The 20,561-nt window shown below is 71.7% G+C and carries 14 protein-coding genes and 3 pseudogenes; 9 read left to right on the top strand and 8 right to left on the bottom strand.

Annotated features, from left to right (window positions below; genetic code table 11):
- Positions 1-2: 2 nt before the first annotated feature.
- Together GA0070611_RS25455 and GA0070611_RS25460 are read right to left on the bottom strand one after the other, a co-directional pair.
- Positions 3-1,958: an APC family permease gene (locus tag GA0070611_RS25455; RefSeq protein WP_197675794.1), complete on the bottom strand. Its 1,956-nt coding sequence runs from the start codon at positions 1,956-1,958 to the stop codon at positions 3-5.
- A gap of 161 nt (positions 1,959-2,119) precedes the next feature.
- Positions 2,120-3,286: an MFS transporter gene (locus GA0070611_RS25460; protein ID WP_091669462.1), complete on the bottom strand. Its 1,167-nt coding sequence runs from the start codon at positions 3,284-3,286 to the stop codon at positions 2,120-2,122.
- 274 nt (positions 3,287-3,560) lie between these two features.
- Here GA0070611_RS25460 and GA0070611_RS25465 point away from each other — a divergent pair, with 274 nt between their 5' ends.
- The 3 genes from GA0070611_RS25465 (at position 3,561) to GA0070611_RS25475 (ending at position 6,794) form a co-directional block, all read left to right on the top strand.
- Positions 3,561-3,830 (top strand): hypothetical protein, encoded by a 270-nt coding sequence (locus GA0070611_RS25465; protein WP_157740386.1) that lies wholly within the window; start codon positions 3,561-3,563, stop codon positions 3,828-3,830.
- A 295-nt stretch (positions 3,831-4,125) separates the two neighbouring features.
- Positions 4,126-6,321 carry a carbohydrate-binding module family 20 domain-containing protein gene (locus tag GA0070611_RS25470; protein WP_091669471.1) on the top strand — a complete coding sequence of 732 codons (2,196 nt, stop codon included), beginning with the start codon at positions 4,126-4,128 and terminating at the stop codon, positions 6,319-6,321.
- Positions 6,322-6,521: 200 nt separating this feature from the next.
- Positions 6,522-6,794: a GlsB/YeaQ/YmgE family stress response membrane protein gene (locus tag GA0070611_RS25475; protein ID WP_091669474.1), complete on the top strand. Its 273-nt coding sequence runs from the start codon at positions 6,522-6,524 to the stop codon at positions 6,792-6,794.
- A gap of 90 nt (positions 6,795-6,884) precedes the next feature.
- Here GA0070611_RS25475 and GA0070611_RS25480 read toward each other — a convergent pair whose 3' ends face one another.
- Positions 6,885-7,841 (bottom strand): sulfotransferase family protein, encoded by a 957-nt coding sequence (locus GA0070611_RS25480; RefSeq protein ID WP_231921218.1) that lies wholly within the window; start codon positions 7,839-7,841, stop codon positions 6,885-6,887.
- A 240-nt stretch (positions 7,842-8,081) separates the two neighbouring features.
- Here GA0070611_RS25480 and GA0070611_RS25485 point away from each other — a divergent pair, with 240 nt between their 5' ends.
- Entirely contained in the window at positions 8,082-9,443 is a 1,362-nt protein-coding gene (locus GA0070611_RS25485) for a glycoside hydrolase family 6 protein (protein ID WP_231921565.1), read from the top strand.
- Between the two features lie 148 nt (positions 9,444-9,591).
- Here GA0070611_RS25485 and GA0070611_RS25490 read toward each other — a convergent pair whose 3' ends face one another.
- Positions 9,592-10,167 carry a TetR/AcrR family transcriptional regulator gene (locus GA0070611_RS25490; RefSeq protein ID WP_091669480.1) on the bottom strand — a complete coding sequence of 192 codons (576 nt, stop codon included), beginning with the start codon at positions 10,165-10,167 and terminating at the stop codon, positions 9,592-9,594.
- 81 nt (positions 10,168-10,248) lie between these two features.
- Between GA0070611_RS25490 and GA0070611_RS25495 the strand changes: the two genes are divergently transcribed.
- From GA0070611_RS25495 to GA0070611_RS25515, 5 genes are all read left to right on the top strand, one after another.
- A complete protein-coding gene (locus GA0070611_RS25495) occupies positions 10,249-11,424 on the top strand; it encodes a YbfB/YjiJ family MFS transporter (RefSeq protein WP_197675795.1) in 1,176 nt (391 codons plus the stop codon).
- Positions 11,421-12,092: an alpha/beta fold hydrolase gene (locus GA0070611_RS25500; protein WP_167604470.1), complete on the top strand. Its 672-nt coding sequence runs from the start codon at positions 11,421-11,423 to the stop codon at positions 12,090-12,092. Before GA0070611_RS25495 ends, GA0070611_RS25500 begins: the two co-directional genes overlap by 4 nt.
- A 211-nt stretch (positions 12,093-12,303) precedes the next feature.
- The gene (locus tag GA0070611_RS25505; RefSeq protein WP_091669488.1) at positions 12,304-12,702 is read left to right on the top strand and encodes a hypothetical protein; all 399 of its coding nucleotides are present in this window, start codon (positions 12,304-12,306) and stop codon (positions 12,700-12,702) included.
- A gap of 90 nt (positions 12,703-12,792) precedes the next feature.
- On the top strand, positions 12,793-13,176 hold the full coding sequence (locus tag GA0070611_RS25510) for a hypothetical protein (RefSeq protein ID WP_157740387.1): 384 nt from the start codon (positions 12,793-12,795) through the stop codon (positions 13,174-13,176).
- 17 nt (positions 13,177-13,193) lie between these two features.
- Positions 13,194-13,598: a hypothetical protein gene (locus GA0070611_RS25515; RefSeq protein WP_091669496.1), complete on the top strand. Its 405-nt coding sequence runs from the start codon at positions 13,194-13,196 to the stop codon at positions 13,596-13,598.
- A gap of 199 nt (positions 13,599-13,797) precedes the next feature.
- Here the strand turns inward: GA0070611_RS25515 and GA0070611_RS25520 are convergent, their stop codons facing one another.
- The 4 genes and pseudogenes from GA0070611_RS25520 to GA0070611_RS25540 all read right to left on the bottom strand — a co-directional run bounded on the left by GA0070611_RS25520 (position 13,798) and on the right by GA0070611_RS25540 (position 20,515).
- Positions 13,798-17,058, bottom strand: coding sequence for an AfsR/SARP family transcriptional regulator (locus tag GA0070611_RS25520; protein ID WP_091669499.1), 3,261 nt, complete (start codon positions 17,056-17,058; stop codon positions 13,798-13,800).
- 569 nt (positions 17,059-17,627) lie between these two features.
- A pseudogene (locus GA0070611_RS25530) lies at positions 17,628-18,353 on the bottom strand (ABC transporter permease); the annotation flags it as partial.
- A pseudogene (locus tag GA0070611_RS25535) lies at positions 18,350-19,098 on the bottom strand (ATP-binding cassette domain-containing protein). The pseudogenes GA0070611_RS25530 and GA0070611_RS25535, both read right to left, overlap by 4 nt.
- 119 nt (positions 19,099-19,217) lie before the next feature.
- A pseudogene (locus tag GA0070611_RS25540) lies at positions 19,218-20,515 on the bottom strand (low temperature requirement protein A).
- Positions 20,516-20,561: the final 46 nt, after the last annotated feature.

The following is a 20,561-nucleotide window of genomic DNA, read 5'->3' on the forward strand; positions in this document are numbered from 1 at the left end:
GGTCAGCCCGCGTGCACGTGCGGCCGGCGGGACCGGTTCGGCTCCTCGCGACGCAGGATCTCGCGGGTGACGGGGGCGATCTCCCCCTGTCCGAAGATCAGGTAGCGCAGGAAGTTGCCCGCCGGGTTCCCCTCCGTCCACTCGAAGTAGATGTGCGGCCGGCGATGGGTCAGGTCACGAATGTGCAGGAGCAGCGCGGCGAGCGCGTTCGGCACGGACGAACTGGCGAGCCGGAGCACCCGGTACCGGCCGTGCAGCACGGCCCCGCTGACGTGCAGTTCCGTCTCGAAGTCCGAGGGGTCGGTGACGGTGACCTCCACGAAGATCACGTCGGCGTCGGTCGGGAAGTCGTTGTCCTTGACGATCTGCGCGAGCTTGTCGCGGTACTCGGCGGGGTCGCGGCTGGCCGATTCGTGCGCGATCAGCCGGATCCGTCGCCGGGCGCAGTCGGCGATGAACTGGCGGGCCACCGGATCCAGCTCCACGGTGGCGACCCGTAGTTCGAAGGCCCGGAACAGTCGGGACAGCAGCGAGACGGCGATGATCCCGCCGATGAAGCAGGCGGCGATCTTCACGCCGTCGGGCCGCTCCACCACGTTGGCGACGGTGGTGTAGACGAAGATCAGCGCAATGACCCCGAAGGCCACCATGCGCCCGTGTTGCCGGCGGTGCCGGGCGGACAGGGTCACCGCCACCGCCGCCGAGGTGATCAGGACCAGGACGCCCGTGGCGTAGGCGCCGCCCTGCGCGTCGACGCTGGCCCGAAAGATGATCGTGATGAGGAAGGCCACGGCCGAGAAGACGAGCACCAGCGGCCGTACCGCCCGCGCCCAGGTGGGCGCCATCCCGTAGCGGGGCAGGTAGCGGGGGACCAGGTTGAGCAGGCCGGCCATCGCCGACGCGCCGGCGAACCACAGGATGAGGATGGTCGAGAGGTCGTAGACGGTGCCGAACACCTGGCCGAGGTTCTGGTGCGCCAGGTAGGCGAGCGCCCGCCCGTTCGCCTCGCCGCCCGGCCGGAACGCCTCGGCGGGAATCAGCACCACGGTGACGATGCTGCTGGTGACCAGGAAGACGCTCATGATCGCGGCAGCGGTGGTGAGCAGCCGCCGGGCGCCGCGGATCCGCCCGGTCGGCTTCTCCTCGGAGTCGGTCGGGTCGCCCTTGACGTGCGGCATCACCGCCACCCCGGTCTCGAAGCCGGACAGCCCAAGGGCCAGCTTCGGGAAGACCAGCAGCGCCACCGCGACCATCAGCAACGGATCCCCGTGCTGGGTGGTCAACGCGGTGGTCCAGTCCGTGACCCGGGTGGGGTGGGTGAGCACCCGCCAGAGGGCGTCGCCCACCACCACCACGTTCAACGCCAGATACACCCCGACCAGGCCGACCGCGATCCCGATCGCCTCGGTGAAGCCCTTCAGGAAGACCGCGCCGAGCAGGGCGACGAGCAGCAGCGTGATGATCACCTCGTGGCCCTTGAGGGACGCCGGCCAGAACGGGTTCTCATCGATGTGGGCGGTCGCGTCGGCGGCGGAGAGGGTGATGGTGATGATGAAGTCGGTCGCCGCGAAACCGAGCAGGACCAGCACGAACAGCTTGCCCTGCCAGTAGGTCAGGAGCTTGACCAGCATGGCGATCGAGCCCTCGCCGTGTGGGCTGTCCTGCGCCACCCGCCGGTACACCGGCAGCGCGCCGAGCAGGGTGACCAGGACCAGCACCAGCGTGGCCACCGGGGAGAGCGCGCCGGCGGCCAGCGCGGCGATGCCCGGCTGGTAGCCGAGGGTGGAGAAGTAGTCCACGCCGGTCAGGCACATGACCTTCCACCAGCTGTGGTGCCGCTGCTCCGGTGGCCGGGCGTACGGGCCCTCCACCCGGGCGGGTCGGGCGGCGGTGTCCGCCAGCAGCCAGTCCCGCAGCGATCGTTTCCGCGGCTCGCGCACCCGCGTACCGACGGCCATCATGCCTCCCCAGCCAACCGTCGCCGGAGCGGGCGGACGTGATGGGCGCCGGAGGTACCGGGCGCCGCCCGACCCGTTCGACGTTCCGCTGACCATGATCGTCCCGACGGGCGGCCGACTACGCCGAAATCACGCCCCCGGGCCGATTTTTCACGCGGTTTTCACGGCCCGGGCCGGCCGGCCCGGGCGAACCACAGCACGGCCGTGCCGAGCAGGGCGGCGAGCGGCGCGACCGCCAGCCCGTACCGGACGCCGGTCGTGACCAGCGGCCCGGCGAGCGCGGAGCCGGCGGCGCTGCCGATCACGAAGGCGGTGGCCACCCAGGCGAACGCCTCGGCCACCGTGCCCGGCTCGGCCAGCCGCTCGGCGGCCAGGAAGATCGCGGTCAGTACCGGGGGCAGCGCCAGCCCGCTCAGCACCAGCAGGCCGGCCATCGGCAGCGGCCCGGGGGCGAGCAGCAGCGGCAGGTACCCGGCGGTGAGGGCGGCGGCCAGCAGCGGCAGCCGGCCCGGGCCACCGGGACGGGCCCGGGTGTACCCCAGCCCGCCGGCCAGCGCCCCGGCCGCCTGCGCGGCGAGCAGCCAGCCGCTGAGCCGCCGTTCGCCGGCCGCCTCCGCGTACCCGGTGACCGCGACCGCGATGCTGCCGACCGCCGCGCCGACGCCGATCACCCCGAGCAGCATCGCCCCGAACCGGCCGACCCGCAGCGGGCCGGCCCAGTGCCGCGCCGCGGGCACCCCGCGCCAGTGCCGGGCGACGGGCGCGAGCGCGTACGCGGCGGTGCCGGCGAGCTGCGCCAGCGCGGCGGCGACCAGGCCGGCGGCCGGCCCGGCCAGGGTCACCGCCAGGACGGTCAGCAGCGGCCCGACCACGAAGATCACCTCTTGGACCGCGATGTCCAGCGCGTACGCCACCGGTACGGCCGCCGCCGGGAGCAGGTCCGGCCAGAGGGTACGCAGGCACGCCTCCAGCGGCGGGGTGCCGAACCCGGCCAGCGCCGCGCCGACCAGCGCGCCGGTGAGCCGCCCGCCGGTCAGCGCCACCGCCAGGAAGCCGAGGCCGGAGAGGACGGCCGCGCCCCAGAGCACCGGCGGCTGCCGCCAGCGGTCCACCGCCCGGGCCAGCAGCGGCGTACCCACCGCCATGCCGGCGGTGTACGCGGCGACCAGCAGGCCGGCGGTGGCCAGGCTCAGCGACTGGCGGGCGAAGAGGATCAGGGCCAGCGGGGCGCTGGCGGTCGGCAGCCGGCCCACCTGGCTGCTGACGAGGACCCGGGCGACCTGGGGTGCGCGCAGCACCACCCGGATCCCGGCACGGTCGACGGACATGCGGCACAGCTCCCGGTCGGGGTGGAACGGAGGAAGGAGAGGGTGAACCGGGAGTGGCTCAGGGGGCGAAGTCGGCCCGCTCGTGGTCGTTGCCGTAGAGCGGCAGGGCGGGCGTGACCCACTGGGCGTACGCGGCCGTGACGGCCTCCACCGGGATCACCTGCCGACCGTAACCCATCGGCGGCCGGCTGCGGGACCTCGGCCCGGCCCGGATCCGGGCATGATCACCGGGGGCGTCCGCACCCGTACGGGCGGGTCGATGCAGGAGGCAGCCGTGACCGAGCAGGCACCGACCCGGGTGGCGCTGTACGCGTCCGTGCAGCACCGCAGGCGGCGGGTGGCCGAGTTCCGCCGGCAGCCGGGGCAGCCCGCCGTGCTGTCCGTGCTCGACGAGGAGTGGGGCGCGTTGGCCCGGGACTTTCACGACAACGGCGTGCCGGCCGGCGCCCACCGGGTGCCGCCGTCGGCCGGTGCGGACTTCATGCGGGCCCTGCTCCAGCGGTTCCGGATGGGTTACTACACCTTCGTGGACGAGAGCGGCTGACACTCCTGCCGCCGCACCGGCAGGCGCTGGAAGTTCTTGCCGGGAACCTAAGGTCGAGCCCGGTACGAGTCAAGGGTCTCCCGGTGCGCGGGACCCGGCGCGACACTTCCGCGTGCCCGAAAACCGGCTGAGCTGGGCGGGGAGCGATCCTGTGGCAGCCGTGTTGCCGACGGGTTTCGAAAATCTTGCCGCAAGGTATTGCAAAGACTTTCATGGATCCCGCATCGTGTTCGTCACCCGGGCCGTCCACTGTCGCCACGCGCACCCCTTCGAGCACGGAAGAGGTCCACCTGCCATGGAATCCGCAACGCCACACCCCGGTGGCCGCGCCGGCCGCGCCCTGCTGGCCGCCGCGCTGGTCGTCGCCGGTGGCGCCGCGGTGGCCACCGCCGTGACCACCACCGCCACCCCCGCCCGCGCCGCCGTCGTGCTCAACGACAGCGAGGTGACCGCCAACCTGTGGGAATGGAACTGGACCTCGGTCGCCGCCGCCTGCACCGACCACCTCGGCCCCGCCGGATACGGCGCGGTCCAGGTCGCGCCACCGCAGGAGTCGGTCAGCCTGCCGAACAGCCCGGACGGGGTGCACCCCTGGTTCGAGGTGTACCAGCCGGTGTCGTACCGGCTGGAGAGCCGGTTCGGCACCCGGCAGCAGTTCGCCGCCATGGTCGCCACCTGCCACGACGCCGGCGTACGGGTCTACGTCGACGCGGTGGTCAACCACATGGCCGGCACCAACAACCCGGCCGGGACCCGCGGGTACGCCGGCACCACGTTCACCGGCTACGACTATCCGGCGGTCCCGTACGGCTACGGCGACTTCCACCACCCGGGCGACAACTGCCCGACCGGCGGCGGGATCACCGACTGGAACAACGAGGCCCAGGTGACCAGCTGCGAGCTGCTCTCCCTGTCCGACCTGTACACCGAGAAGGAGACCGTCCGCAACAAGATCGCCGGGTACCTGAACGACCTGATCGGCCTCGGCGTCGACGGCTTCCGGGTGGACGCGGTCAAGCACGTCAGGAAGGACGACTTCGCGGCGATCCTCGGCAAGCTGAACAACACCCTCACCGAGGGGAAGCGCCCGTACGTCGCCCAGGAGATCTTCGACGGCGCGAGCAACCCCGCACTCCAGGCCCGGGCGTACACCGGCAACGGTGACGTCCTGGACTTCGGGTACGCCAAGGGGATCAGGTCGGCGTTCCAGGGTTCCATCTCGACCCTGCAGAACGTGCCGAGCTGGAACCTCGACGCGCCCGACGGCAACGTCTTCGCCATGGTCACCAACCACGACCTGGAGCGCGACGGGGTGGTGCTGTCGTACAAGAACGGCAGCGACTACGTGCTGGCCAACTACTTCGCGCTGGCGTACCCGCACGGCAGGCCCTCGGTCTACGACAGCTTCACCTGGACCGACCGCAACCAGTCCCCGCCGGCCGACGGCACCGGCCGCGTCACCGACACGGTCTGCGGGGCCGCCTGGAACTGCCTGACCCGGACCACCGGCATCAAGGGCATGGTCGGCTGGGCCAACGCGGCCCGGTCGGTCCGTACGGTCGCGGACTTCACCACCGTCAACAGCAACGTGATCGGCTTCCACCGGGGCGACCGGGGCTGGATCGGGATCAACGACTCCGGCACCGCCACCACCGCCACCTTCACCACCGGCCTCGCCGACGGCCGGTACTGCGACGTCATCTCCGGTGTCGCCACCGGCACCGGCTGCACCGGCGGCACGGTGACCGTCTCCGGCGGCCGGGCCACGGTGACCGTGCCGGCGAACAACGCCGTCGCCCTGCACGTCGACGCCCGGCCCGGCACCAGCCCGTCGCCGACGGCCTCGCCCACCGCCTCCCCGACGGCCGGCCCCACCAGCAACCCCGACGGTGGCATCGCCACCACCTTCACGGTCAGCGCCACCCCGGCCACCGACCAGGACGTCTACGTCGTGGGCAGCATCCCGGAGCTGGGCTCCTGGGCGCCGGCCAACGCGGTCCGGCTCACCGCGCTGGGCGGCAACTCCTACCGCGCCGCCGTCGACCTGCCCCGGTCGACCACTGTGGAGTACAAGTACATCAAGAAGACCGCCGCCGGCGTGGTGACCTGGGAGTCCGGCGCGAACCGCAGCCTCGGCACGCCGGCCTCCGGGTCGTCCGCGGTGACCGACAGCTTCCGCGGTGACACCGTCCCGACCGCGCCGGTCGCGGCCTCCTTCAACGCCACCGTCAGCACCTACTACGGGCAGAACGTCTACCTGGTCGGCAACCTCGCCGCCCTGGGTGGGTGGAACCCGGCCAACGCCGTTCCGCTCTCGTCGGCCGACTACCCGGTGTGGCGGACGACGCTGAACCTGCCGCCGAACACCGCCGTCGAGTACAAGTACCTGAAGAAGAACCCCGACGGCTCGGTGACCTGGGAGTCCGGTGCCAACCGGAGCTTCACCACGCCGGCCGGCGGCAGCTGGAGCAGCACGGACACCTGGCGGTAGCCGCCACCGTCGCCGCCCGCCCTGGTGCTCCACCGCCGGGGCGGGCGGCGCGGGCCGGCTCCGTCGCCGTGGATGACGGTCGGTACGCGGTCCCATGACAACTGTGTGAAGAATCGACCGATCGGCCCGCCGCCGGTTTTGCCGGTCGTCCGGCGGGGGCACAGCTGCCTCGGCCCACAACCGTCGGAGGGATGGCTCCCGTGGAAATCACCGGTTTCTTCACCGCGATCATCATCGGTCTGATCATCGGCGCCCTCGGTCGCCTGGTCGTACCGGGCAAGCAGCACATTCCGATCTGGCTCACCCTGCTCATCGGCGTGGTCGCCGCGATCCTCGGCACTCTCGTCGCCGGTGCGCTCGGGGTGGACGACACGGCCGGCATCGACTGGATCGAGCTGGCGATCCAGGTGGTCTTCGCCGCGATCGGGGTCGCCATCGCGGCCGGTGCATACGGCCGCCGTCGCGTGCACTGATCCGGCACCGTCCGCGCCCGGCCCATTCCCGATCGACGGGAGTGGGCCGGCGGCGTTCGCCGGTCGGGCCGCAGCGGGGGAGCGCCGGCCTCAGGCGTATCCCATGGCCGGGACGATCTCGCCGAGCGCCTCGTCGACGAACCCACGGGTCCGGTCGTCGAACTGGTGGGCGCGGCCGGCCAGCCGGTGTGCCTCGAACGCCGACGGCGTGGCGACGTCGTCGACGCCGAGCCGCGCGAACAGGGCCCGGCGCTGCCCGGGCCAGTCGGCGGCCAGGTCCTCCGCCTTCACCTCGACGTACCGCCGGCCGGTCAGGTCGACGGTGTCCCGCCAGGCGAACCAGCGCCGGTAGATCGGGACGAGGTAGGCGAGCGCGCCGTCGACGGTGGGCGGTGCCCAGGGCTGGGCCAGGTGGGAGGCGAGCACCGCGACCGGGTGCCGCGTGATGTGCACGATCGTCGCCCCGGGGACCAGCTCCCAGAGGAAATCCATGGCCAGCAGGTTGAACGGCGTCTTCTCGCACCAGGTCGGCTTGCCCGCGTCGGCGGCCGCCCCGCCGAACAGGGTGTCGACCAGGGCCCGCAGGATCCCGAGCAGTTCCCGTCGGTCCGCGAAGTACCGGGGGACCACCCGTCGGCGGCTCGACGGCGCGAACGGCCCGGCGGGGCGGTCGGCGTCGCCGAAGCCCGTCGCGGGCGCGGGTTCGTCGTAGGTGTCCGCGACCAGCCGGGGCCAGAGCCGGTGCACGGCGTCCCGGTAACGCTGCCCGCCGACCAGTTCGGGCACGGTCCGGCCGCGATCGTCGCGCCGGCCGGGCACCCGCACGGTGAGGAACTCGCTCAGCCGGCGCAGGGCGTCCTCGCCGACCTCGGGGTCGTACCGGACGGTCAGCGCGTCGGCCAGGTCCCGCAGGCCGCCCGGGTCGACGAGGAACCGGGTCTCCATGGGGATCCGGTGGATCAGCGGATGCTCGCCGATGATGTCGGCGATCCGTGACGTTCCCGAACGGCCCGTGCCCGCGACGAAGACCGGGGCGGGGAAGCTCATGCCGAGCAGTGAAACCCCCGCCCCGGCGTGGGGCAAGCCATTTGTCGTCGCCACTCGGTGCTACGGCCGGGCCACTCCGGGCAGGTCGGCGAAGGCGGTCCCGTCCGGACATCTTGGCAGCGACGCGTGCCTCCGCTACCGTCCATGGGAACGCTCCCATGTAGAAACATCTATGTGACCAGGAGGCAACACGTCGTGGCTACCCTCTCCTCGCTCCGCCGCAGATCGGCGGCCATCGGCATGGCAGCCGCCGCGGGCGCCACCGTGGCCGGCGTCTGCCTGGTCGCCGGTGGCGCATCCGCCGGTACGGTCTCCGGATCGCTCTACCGCGACCCGAGTTCGGCCGTGGTCCGCTGGGTCGCCGCCAACCCCGGCGACTACCGGACCGCCGCCATCCGTGACAAGATCGCGAGTCAGCCGCAGGCCCGCTGGTTCGCCAACTTCAACCCGTCCACGGTGCAGTCCGAGGTCTCCGGGTTCGTCGGCGCGGCCAACGCGGCACAGCAGATCCCGGTGCTGTCGGTGTACGAGATCACCAACCGGGACTGCGGCGGGGCCAGCGCGGGCGGCGCGCCGGACCTCAACCAGTACCAGACATGGGTGTCCAACTTCGCCCGGGGACTCGGCAACCAGACGGTTCTGATCATCCTGGAGACCGACTCGCTCGCGCTCCAGACCTGCCTGAGCGGCAGCGAGATCAGCGCCCGTGACCAGGCGATCTCGACGGCGACCCGGACCATCAAGTCGGCCAACCCCAACGCCAAGGTGTACCTCGACGGCGGCCACTCCACCTGGAACAGCGCGAGTGAGACGGCCAACCGGCTCCGCGCGGCCGGCGTGCAGTACGCCGACGGCTTCTTCACCAACGTGTCGAACTTCAACCCCACCTCGAACGAGGCGAACTTCGGCCGCGCGGTCATCTCCGCCCTGAACGGCATGGGCATCTCGGGCAAGCGTCAGGTCATCGACACCAGCCGCAACGGCGGCGCCAGCGGGGACTGGTGCGCCGACGACAACACCGACCGGCGCATCGGGACGTACCCGACCACCAGCACCGGCGACGGCAACATCGACGCGTACCTCTGGGTGAAGCCGCCGGGCGAGGCGGACGGCTGCCGCTACGCGGCCGGATCGTTCCAGCCGGACCTGGCCTACAGCCTGGCCAACGGCGCGCCCAACCCGCCCACCACCGCGCCGCCCACCACCGCCGCCCCCACCACGCCCCCGCCCACGACCGCGCCGCCGACCACGGCTCCGCCCACCACGCCGCCCCCGACCACCGCGCCGCCCACCACGCCGCCGCCGACCGGCAACGGCTGCACCGCGTCCGTGGCGGTCAACCAGTGGAACGGCGGCTTCACCGCCAGCGTGAACGTCACCGCCGGGTCCGCGGACATCAACGGCTGGACCGTGACCGTCACGCTGCCCGGCGGTGCCGCCATCACCGGCACCTGGAGCGCCCAGCCCAGCGGCACCAGCGGGACCGTCCGGTTCACCAACGTGAGCTACAACGGGCACGTCGGCGCCGGCCAGACGACCAACTTCGGTTTCCAGGGCACCGGCACCGGTCCCGGCACGACGGCGACCTGCGCGGCCGCCTGACCGAGCCGCGGGGAACGGGCCCGGCGCGGAGGACACCCTCCGCGCCGGGCCCGCCGCCGTTCCCGGTGCGGTCCGGCCTCCCGCATCGCGGATCCGGGCTCTCGCGGTCGTGGTCGGTGGGTGGCTCGGCCGCACCTGCCGCCGTCGGTCAGCCGCCCAGCAGTGCCAGGGCGGCACGCTTGGCGTGAGCGGCGGTGCCGGCCCGGTCGTGGTGTGCGGCGACCAGGGTCGCACCCTCCACCAGCAGCAGCAGTTGTCGTCCCAGCGCGTCCGGGTCGTCCGCGCCGGCGCGGCGGGCGATGGCGGTCAGCAGGTCGAGGCGGCGGTCCAGGTGGCGCGCGGTGATCGCCCGGACCGCGCCGACGTGGTGCTGCGCGGCGGCGTTCTGGATCGCGCAGCCGCGGAAGTCCGGCTCCCCGTACCACTGGTGCAGTTCGTCGAAGACGGCGGCGAGCTGGTCGCGCGGATCGTCCCCGGCGGCGGTCGCGGCCTCGGCGATCCAGCTGGTGACCCGCTCGCTGCGGGCCGCCAGCACGGCCTCGATGAGGCCCTCCTTGCTGCCGAAGTAGCGGTAGAGCGTCTCCTTGGAGACGCCGAGGCGGGTGCACAGTTCGGCGACGCCGATGCCGTCCAGGCCCCGCTCGTACAGCAGCGGGGCGGCCGCGTCGACGATGGCGGCGCGGGTGCGTTCCGGGTCGATCGTCGAGCCCTTCGGGACTGGCATGACACGGATGGTACCGATCGGTTCGTTCTCTTGCTAGCATCCGGTGAGTTCGTACCGATCGGTTCGATCCAGGGGGGGGCCATGACGCCGACCGCGTCCGCCGGGGTGGGGCAGGCCGTACGGTTGGCCCTGGGCACCGCCTCGGCGCTCGGCATCGCGCGCTTCGCGTACGGGCTCCTGCTCCCGGCGATGCGCGACGACCTGCACTGGACCCTGGCCGACGCGGGCGTCATGAGCGCGGCCAACGGCTTCGGCTATCTGCTCGGCGCGCTGCTCGCCGCCGCACTGATCCGCCGGCTCGGCGCCGCCACCGCGTTCCGGGCGGGCATGGCGCTGACGGCCGGGTCGCTGTCCGCGACCGCTGCCGCCGGCGACCACCTGCTGCTCGCCTGTCGGGCCCTGTCCGGGGCCACCGGAGCGGTGGTCTTCATCGCCGGCGGAGTGATCGCGACCCAGGCCGCCACCCGGGCCGACTCGGCGATGCCCATCACGGTGTACTTCGCCGGCACCGGGCTGGGCATCCTGGCCAGTGGCGTGACGGTGCCCCTGCTCGGCGCGCACTGGCGGCTGGCCTGGCTCGTGCTGGGCATCGCCGCCGCGTTGGCCACCGGGGCGAGTTGGACCGCGGCCGGCCCCGGCGGCGTCCCGCGGGCCGGAGCCGGCCGAGCCCGGCTCCGGCCCCTGCTGGCGGCCGCGCTGGCCTACCTGCTGTTCGCCACCGGCTACATCGCCTACATCACCTTCCTGTCCGCCTACCTGACCGACCGGCACGCCTCCGTCGCGCAGGTGGTGCTCACCTGGACGGTGCTCGGCTCCGCCGTGACGGCGGCACCCGTCCTGTGGAGCCGCCCGATCGCCGACTGGCCCGGCAGTCGCGCCCTGGCCACCCTGCTCGCCGTGCTGGGCGGGGGCGCCGCCCTGGCCCTGGTCTCGTCCGCACCGGCGGTCGTCCTGCTCTCCGCGCTGGTGTACGGGGCCACCTTCATGGGCGTACCGGCCGCCGTCACCGCCCTGGTCGGGACGCACACCTCGACCGTCGACCGGGCTGCCACCCTGGCCGCCCTCACCGCGGTGTTCGCCGCCGGTCAGACCGCCGGCCCCTGGCTCGCCGGTCTGGTCGCCGACCGCACCTCCACCGCCGCCCCCCTGGCGTGGACCGCGGTCCTCTGCGCCGCCGGTGCCGCGGTCGCCCTCGTCGGGCGATCCGCCGCGCCGGCCCCCGACCACACGTCACCGACCCATGGAGTACGCGCATGAGCACCTTCGTCCTCGTCCCCGGAATGTGCCACGGCGGGTGGTGCTTCGCGCACCTCACCCAGCGGCTGCGCGACCTCGGGCACACCGTCCACCCGCTGACGTTGACCGGCGTGGCCGAACGCCGGCACCTGCTGCACGGCACGGTCAACCTCGACACGCACATCGAGGACGTCCTCGCCGTCCTCCACGGCGAGGGCCTGCGGGACGCGGTGCTGGTCGGACACAGCTACGGCGGCATGGTGATCACCGGTGCCGCCGACCGGGCGCCGGACCGGGTCGACTCCCTCGTCTACCTGGACGCGGTGGTGCCGGGGGACGGCGACTCCTGCTGGTCCCTGGTGTCCGACCAGGAACGGGCGTGGTACGCCGACGTGGACGAGACCGGTTGCGCCTCCCGGCCGCTGCCGTTCTTCGACGCCCGGGCGACGCCGCACCCGATCGCCTCGGTGCTCCAGCCACTCCGGCTCACCGGCGACCTCGGGCACGTGCGCCGCCGGGACTACGTGTACGCGGCGGGCTGGGCCGACCAGTCCCCGTTCACGCCCGTCTACCGGAGGCTCGGCGCGGACCCCGGCTGGACCACCCACGCACTGGCCGGTGGTCACAACCTGATGCGGGACGTACCGGACGAGCTGTCGAGGATCCTGGTCGACGTCGCCACCCGCTGAACACCACGGCCGGTCCGCTCGACCCAGCGGGCGCCGTTCGGGCGGGAATCGGGCATCCGGCTGCTTGGATCAGAGATCGACGGCAATAGCCGGCCGCAACTGACTCTGCTTCCGGATGGGCGCGGGAGGTGGGACACAGAACCGATCCATCAGGGCGGCACCGGATACCCATCGAGATCGTCGGCACCTGCCGATTCTGAAAGAGGCTGTCATGAAGCTTGGCGTTGGTCGTGCTGTCGCAGGTACGGCGGCCCTCGTCGTCGCTGCCGTCGTGGCATTTCCCGGTAGCGCCGCCGCCAGCCCCGAACCCCCCGGCGACGGCTGGGACCACGTGTTCTCGGCGAACGGTGTGACGGTCTACGTCGAGGAATACGGCGACGTGATCTCCGTGTGCGACACGCGGGCGAACGGACACAACGCCTGGGTCTCGGTCAGTTACGCGAGTGACTGGTTGTACACGCTAGCGGTCAACAGTGGCGCGGGCAGTTGTGCGACTCACCGGGCCGGCGAAGGCGGAATCTACAACCTGAAGGAAGGTCGTGACTATCTGCTCGACTTCGCCGGTAGCGGCGAGGGCACATATCTGAGCACGTTCTTCAACGACCACTGATTTCGACAGCGCCAGAGGACATCGACCTGGTGAGCCGCCGTACCGCAATCTGCACCCCTCGGGCGGCGGTGGCCGGAAAGGAAGACGTACATGCGGAAAAGAAGAACTCTCGGCGGACTCGCCGCGGCGGCCGTGCTGACCCTGGTGGGGGTCGTCGGCACCGCCGCACCGGCGAGCGCCGAGTACACCCACTGCCTCGACGTGACCGGAGGTCTGGCCTGCTGGCACACCTACGGCGACTGGTTCAGCGTGCACGACGCCCTGGCCGACGGTGCCCATGTGGAGGTCCGGTGGCAGTCGTGGGGCCGCAGCGGCACCTGCATCGCCAGCGGGAACGGCGACTACCAGAAGTGTGACTACGACCTCCGCGAGGGCTACCAGATCAAGTGGTACCTGGAGATCTGGGACGGCAACACGTACGTCCGGGGCAAGTACACGACCGACTGCACGGCCGACGTGTCCGTCTGTATCTGAGGAGGAACGCAAACGTGATGAAGCTGAGGCGAACGACGGTGGTCGCCAGCACTGTCCTGGCCCTCCTCGGCGCGACGGCCGGGAGCGCGAGCGCCGCGACGACCGACACGGTGACCTGTGGAACGGTGTCGGCCCAGGATCCCACCGACGGTTGGAAGGTCAAGCTGGCGGGCAGTTCCTGCTTCCACAGCTACGGCGACTGGTTCTCCGTGACGGACGAGAACTCCGACGGCTACCACGTCGAGGTCCACTGGCAGACGGACTACGCCCGCGAGGGCATCTGCAAGAACTCCAACGGCGCGGGGACCAAGGTGACCTGCGACTACGACATGGCGGAGGGGCACAAGATCCTGTTCACCGTCTTCGTCTACCAGGATTCGGTGTCGATCATGGGTGGCACGCAGAAGAGAGCCACGATCTGAGGGTGGCACGTTTCTGCAACGACCACTGACCGGGCGGTCCGCCGCGATGTGGCGGGTCGGACCGCGGGGAGCGGGGACGGGCAGAGATCGTCTGGCCTCTTCCCTCCCCGCGGTCCGGTTCGCTCACGGGTCGCCCTGGGCACCGGGAATGCGCCGGTCTCCCACGACGGCGCGGGTGCCGTGGTCGAATCCCGCACTGTCAGGCGGGCAGCTCCGACGGTGCGACGCCGAGCTGCTGGAAGATCGCGTGAGCCTGCCGCCGGTACGATCGGGCGACATCGGTGTCGCCCAGTTGCCGGCGCGCCTGGCCGAGCACGAGGAGCGTGCCCGCCTGGCCGAGTCGCTGCCCCGTCCTTCGTTGCACGGCCAGGGCCCGGCGGCAATGTTCCACACACAGCGCCAGGTCTCGCAGGCCGAGGCCGGCCGCGGCCACGAGGCTGTGCGCCCGAGCCGTCAGCAGCGCGTACCCGGACTCCGCGGCCACGGTGAGGGCGCGTGTGGCGTGCTCACGGGCGGTCTGGTGCTCGCGCGCGGTGACGCACAGCTCTGCACGCGCGAGCAGTGTCTCCACGTTGGCCCGGTGATGCGTGATCCGGTCGACCAGGGGCAGGGCGGTGGCGAGCGATTCAGCGGCGTGGTCCAGCAGGCCCTGGCGCGTTCGTACCCGAGCCAGCCCGATGTGGGCGAAGCCCTCCAGCCGGATGTCCCCGGTGTGCCGAGCGAGTTCGACACTCCTCGTCAACGCGCTGGCGGCGGCGTCGAGCGCCCCGGTGTCGCAGTGCACGAGTCCCGTGGTGGTCAACACGGCGACCTCCTCCCGCGGGGCGCCGATGGTCCTGGTGATGTCGAGCGCCCGCCTGAGTGCGTCGAGTGCGGCATCGAAGTGGCCCTGCTCGCGGCGGACCCGCGCGAGGTTCTCGAGGGCGATGCAGCACGCCTGGTGCTGGCCGGTCTCGCGGACCAACGGCAACGCGGACTCGCAGAACTCGGCCGCTGCGGCCAGCTCCCCGATCTGCTCGTGCGCGGCGGCCAGGTTGATCAGTTTGCCGGCCTCACCGGTGCGGTCGCCGATCTCCCGGTCGATGGCCAACGCCCGCCGTAGCTGGCTGATCGCATCCGGGGTCCGGCCCAGTTGGGCCAGTGCGATGCCACTGTTGCACAGAGCCGCGGACCGGCCCTGCTGCCAGCCTGCGCGCTCGGCGAGCGCGGCGGCCGTCCGGCACTCGTCGAGCACCGCCTGATAGTCGGCGGCACGCCAGTGCAGGTAGCTGAGGCTCTGTCGCATGGCGGCCTGCGCGCGCAGGTCACCGGCACGCTGGGCGGCGGTGAGGCCGGTCCGCACGAGCTGCAGACCCTGCGCCGGGGATGCCTGCATCTGCAGGAAGTCGCGGATCGCGTCGGCGAGCTGCACCACCATCCGGTGCCGCCCGGACAAGGCGGCGTCGTCGAGCGCGGCGACGAGGTTGGGCCACTCCACGTCGACCCACTCCCGCGCTCGGGCCTGGTCGACCAGCTCGACGGGGGACACGCCGGCCGGCAAGGGGTCGCGGGGCAGGCGCAACCTCGACCGCCCGATCAGCACCACGGCGGCCCGATCCGCGGTGTGCAGATAGAAGTGCAACAGCCGGTCGACGGCGGCGCTTCGCTCGTCAGCCGGATCGTGTTCGGCCATCAGTTCGGCGGCGAAGTGCAACAGAAGATCGTGACAGACCACCCGGCCCTGCTCCGTGATCTTCACCAGGTGCATCCGGGCGAGCACGTCGATCGTCGACTCGACCGGGACAGCCGACCAGCCGCCGAGTGCCGCCAGCGCGGCCGGGGACATCCCGGCCGGGGCCGGCACCGCGCCGAGCAGCCGGAACATCCGCTGCGGTCCGGGCGGAAGCGCCTCGTACGACAGGGCAAAGGTCCCTCGCACGCTGGCACCCTCGTCACCGACCACGCTCAACCGGGCCATCGGACCGTCCGCGGTCAACTCGTCGACGTGCCGGCGCAGCCCGAGGTCGGGCCGATCGGCGAGCCGTGCCCCGGCGATGCGCAGGGCCAGCGGAAGACCGCCGCACAGTCTCGCCAGCTCGAGCAGCGTGGCGCGGTCGTCGCCGGAGTGAGCCACGCCGGCGGTGCGGGACAGCACCTCAACGGCCTCCGCGTCGGGCAACTCGTCGAGGTTGATCCGCCGGGCGCCGTCCACCGCCACCAGTCCACTGAGCCGGTCGCGGCTGGTCACCAGCACCAGGCTGCCGGCACCGGCGGCGAGAAGGGGGCGCACCTGAGCCGCGGTGGCGACGTTGTCCAGCGAGATCAGCACTCGTCGACCTGCCAACAGCGACCGGTACAGCGCGGTCTGCCCATCGGCGTGCACCGGAATCTGCTGGACCGCCACCCCCAGGGCAATCAACAGCAGAGGCAAGGCCTGGTTCGGTGTCATCTGCTGACCGATGTGGAAACCACGCATGTCGACGAAGAGCTGCCCGTCCGGAAACCGCGATGCCGCGCGCCGGGCCCAGTTCGCGACCAGGGTCGTCTTGCCCACTCCGGCGGGGCCGACGACGAGCACCAGTCGTTCGTGCTCGGCAGCGAGCGCGTCGAGCTGCGACAGCTCGCCGGTGCGACCGACGAAGGCGGAGGCACGCGGGGCGATCGGAGCGGTGACCGGCGACGCCGGCTCGGCGGCCGGCGGCCGTGCGCCGACCAGGGCGGGGTCATCCGTCAGCACCTGCCGATGCAACCGCTGCAACTGCGACGTCGGCTCCAACCCGAGCTCCTCGCTCAGCCGGGCCCGGAGTCTCCGGTACACCTCCAGGGCCTCGCCACGTCGCCCGTCCCGGTAGAGCGCGGTCATCAGGTGTCCGTAGGGCCGTTCGCGCAGCGGCTGCTCGGCGAGCAGCCGGTCGAGCTCGGCAATCACCTCGACGTGCCAGCCGGCGGCCAGCATCGCCTCCGCCCGCTCCTCCACGGCGCGCAACCGCAACTCCGCCAGCCGGGCGGTATGGGCCTCGATGAACGGCCCGCTCGCCCCGCCCAGCGGGGCGCCGCGCCACCAGGCCAGCGCCTCGTCGAAGTGGGTCACCGCCGCCTGCGGCTGGCTGCCGGCGAACGCCTGCCTGGCTCGCTCCATCGCGGTGGCGAAGTTGTCGAGGTCCAACTGGCCGGCCGTCAGTCGCAACCGGTAACCCGGCGGTTCGGTGACGATCGGGCTGCCACCGGCACCCCACGCGCGCCGCAGCTCCGAGACGAGGGTACGAACCCGGCCGGACGCGTTGCCGGGCAGCGGGAATCCCCACATCGCCTCGGCGAGTCGGTCGATCGAGACGACCTCGTTCGTCTGCAACAACAGCACCGACAGCAGGGACCTGTGCTTGCCGCGCAGCGGAACGACGTCACCGGCGACATGGAGTTGTACGGCTCCCAGAACCCGGAACTCGACCTCGCCGGCGTCCTGCGGTGTCACCGCGTCCATAGCTGTGGATCATCGCATTCCGTGCCGTTCACCGCCCTCCCGTATTCGCGGACGCAGCGACCGTGTTCGCTGATCCGGGTCAGGGAACGTTCGACGATGTGTCGGCGGGGCGGCGCATCGACCCTGACCTTCTCGTCGGTGTGGCGGTGCGGGATCGTGGGTGAACGAATCCGGACCGCCCGGCCGGACGGTCGAGCTAGCAGGCGCCGACGTGACCGCCTCCTGCCGCTCGTGCGGTCGACCCGACACGAGCAGCAGGGAAACGGCGCACCCGCGGACCTCGCAACCTGAGCGCGAACGAGATCTACATGAGGATCAGGGCGAGGGTGCCCACCGTGGCCATGAGCAGGCAGGTGCCGGGGTGCATCCCGATCGGCACCCGAAGGTCCTGCTTGCACCAGACGAGCCAGACCGCCGGGAACAAGAAGATGATCTTCGGCAGTACGGTCCACGGCGACCAGAAGTGGTACACGGAGAACAGGACGGTGTTGAGCACGGGCGCCCCCCCAGCGCAGGTGGGCGATGCGGGGCAGCAGGAACCCGCGGAAGTAGTACTCCTCGATCAGGGGCCGCGCCCACAGGTATCCGACGAGGGCGATGCCGACACACCAGGCGATGGCGGTGAGCGCCGTACCCGTGGACGGCGCGCCGTTGAGGAGGCCGCGCAGGGTTTCGATGATCGGGGTGAAGGGTTGGTACTCCGCGAACTGCCGGAGCCCGGTTCCCATCTTCTCCGCGGGGACGATCGCGCTGCTGAAGAACGGCAGCATGATCAGCGGTACGGCGGCCAGACCCGCCGTCTCCGGAGACTTCGCCGACAACCCGAGGGCGACGGTGAGCCAGCTCGCCGCGAAGCTGAGCAGCAGGATGATGCCGATCGCGCCGAGCCAGTCGAGCAGACCCGCCGACGGGCTGAAGCCGAGCAGGAAGGCCACCCCGAGGAGAGCCGCGATGGCGACCAGGTTGGTCAGCACCGTGGCGACGACATGGCCGGTCAGCACGGCCCCACGAGAGACGCGCATGAAGTTGAACCGGTTGATGATGCCCTTCGTCATGTCGGAGTTCACCGCGGTCGCGGTCGTCCCCAGTCCGTAGCAGACGGCCAGCAGCATGAGCCCCGGTGTCGCGTAGTCGATGTAGTCGACACCGACGCTGAACGCGTTGCCGAACATGTAGACGAACATCAGCATGAGCACGATCGGCATCAGGACCGCGTTGAACACCGACGTCGGGTTACGGGCGATGTGCAGGAAGTTTCGACGCAACATGACGATCGAGTGGGATTTGCTGCTCATTTCGCGGCCACCTCCGTGGTACGGCCCGTCAGGTCGAGGAAGACGTCATCGAGGTCGGGGGTCTGTACGGAGAACTCCTCGGCGCTGATCGCGTACTCGTCGAGCCGGTCCAGCAGGGCCCGCGGCGACGTCGTCCCGCCATCGCCGGGAACCCGCAGGGCCAGGGCTTCGTCGTCGCGGATCGACCCGGTGAGGACCCGCGCGGCCGCGTCGAGTTCGGCGACGGTGGCGAACCGGAGCCGGACGTGCGTCCCGGGGATCTGCCGCTTGAGCTCGTCGGGGGTTCCCTGGGCGACGAGACGCCCCTGGTCGAGTACCGCGATCCGGTCGGCGAGTAGGTCGACGCCGGCTTGTCCGCCGACTCGGTCAGCTCGAACCGCTCCAGCAGTCCACCGATGACCCGCTTGCCGTCCGTGGCACGCAGGCCGCTGAGGTCCACCATCAGCTGCAGGTTCTCCCGCCCGGTCAGCAGCTCGTCCACCGCCGCGAACTGACCGGTGACCCCGATCGCCGACCGCACCGCCCTCGCCTCGGTCGTGACGTCGTGTCCGGCGACGCGCACCGACCTGCCGTCGGCCCGCACCAACGTGGTCAGGACGTTCACCGTCGTCGTCTTGCGCGCCCCGTTCGGACCCAGCAGGGAGAAGACGGTGCCCGCGCGGACGTCCAGGTCGATGCCGTCGAGCACGACCTTGTCCTTGTACGCCTTCCGCAGTCCGGAGACCGCGATCGCTGAACTTGTCATGCGACCACCATGGGCGGCCGGCCTGTCACCCCCCTGACACGACCCTGGCACGGCGTTCTGCCTGCTCGCGGCCCCGGCACCGGGACGGTTCGGGTGCGGCGCGCTCAGCCGCTCGACAGCTACATCGAGGGCCTGGGTTGCTCTGGTGGGTTCCCGCGGGCCCGGACGCCGTCCGCGATGGAAACTCCTGCCAGGACGAGGGCGGCGGTGAGCCCGGCCACCAGTGCGGGGGCGAGCAGCAGCGCCGGGCCGGCGACGCCCAGCAGGAGCAGGGCGATCAGCCGGGACGGTGACACCCGGCTGAACACCTCGTACTCGAAGCGGGCTCGTCCGGCCAGGAACAACGCGGGTCCGCCGAGCATGATGCCGGCCAGCCAGGGGGCGGTGTGGTCGGTGGGGTGGGCGATGACGACCTCGAAGCCGGCGGAGGCGGCGACGACGCCGGCCACCATGGCAGGTGGGTGTTGGGTGCGGACCGCACGAACCCGCCGGGATCCCGGGAGGACTCGATGGTGGCCTTGAGCAGGGCGCCGGCGCGGTGGACGTAGATCTGCCACAGCAGCACGGTGACGGCGAAGGCCAGCAGGAGCGCCGCGTTGCGGCTGATCGTCGCGTCGTTGTCGGCGTAGGTCAGGGTGGTGACGAGGACCAGATCGCCGAGGGCGAGGGTGAAGAATTGCTGGTAGCGCTCCGCCAGGTGGTCGGCTGCCACCGTGTACTGGGACAGGGGTATCCGACCGAGCCGGGGCGTGGGGTAGCGCAGCCAGGCCGACCCGTAGTCGATGGCGAGCGCTGCGGTCCACAGCAGGCCCCGCGCCGGGCCCGTCACGAGGCCGCCGGCGAGCCACGGTACGGCGGACACGAGGAACCAGAAGACGAATCGGCTGGGATGCAGGTGCGCCGCGCGGTCGTGCAGCGTGGCGACGAGGAAGAGGCCCCGCCCCAGATTGATCGCCACGTATGCGCTCGCGAAGACCAGGGCGTGGTCGGAGAAGGCGTCGGGCAGGGTGCCCGCCATCAGGAGGGTCCCGAGCATGACCCAGAGCGTCATGGCCAGGATGGGAGGCCGCTGTGGGTGGTAGAGGTCGGTCACCAGCGCGGTGACGGACCAGACCCACCAGATCGCCAGGAGCAGCACCACGGTCTGGAAGGCCCCGACCCAGTCGAGCCGCTGGGCCAGGGTTCGTGACGTCAGGGCGAGCGCGGCGACGAAGACCAGATCGAGGAACAGTTCCAGCAGGGTTGCCCGCTGCGGTCCCTCGTCCTCCCGGGCCAGCCCTACTGCTCGGTCGGCCGTCATCGGCCCCCCTCCACTGACGTCCGGTCCAGGACTGGCGAGGGATGTTCGACGGGGGCCGCGGGGTGTCGGGCGACGACGAAGCCCTGAGCCATCGTACGGGCCTGGCGGACCCGACATGGCAAGAACCGTTCATCGCCGCGGTGAGCGCCGGCGTCCGGCGCTG

Origin of the sequence: Micromonospora auratinigra, assembly GCF_900089595.1 — a bacterium.
GTDB lineage: Bacteria > Actinomycetota > Actinomycetes > Mycobacteriales > Micromonosporaceae > Micromonospora > Micromonospora auratinigra.